The 307-nt window shown below is 62.5% G+C and carries 1 protein-coding gene; it reads right to left on the reverse strand.

The window, feature by feature from the left end:
- On the reverse strand, positions 1–307 hold a 307-nt coding region (locus EXE44_RS18910; protein WP_199241299.1), incomplete at both ends, for an oligosaccharide flippase family protein.

The following is a 307-nucleotide window of genomic DNA, read 5'->3' on the forward strand; positions in this document are numbered from 1 at the left end:
AAGAATCCGGCGACCAGCGGGGCGATGAGCGCGAGGATCCCGGCCAGCAGGAGGCCGCGGAGGATCTCGATGCTCCAGTAGGTGTTGAGGTAGTCGTCGACGTTGCCTGACGCATTCTGGATGAGCGCCTGGTCGAATCCGATGTTGGAGAAGCGCTTGAACGCCGTCAGCGTCAGCAGGGCGATACCGAGCAGCCCGAAGTCGGCCGGCGTGAGCATCCGGGCGAGGATCGCGATCATCAGCAGTTGGAGGCCGCGGTCGAGGATATTGGTGATCGTGGCCCAGATACCGCTTTTCACCGTCTGTT

It is taken from the genome of Halorubrum sp. SS7 (genome assembly GCF_005435055.1).
Taxonomy (GTDB): Archaea; Halobacteriota; Halobacteria; order Halobacteriales; family Haloferacaceae; genus Halorubrum; species Halorubrum salinarum.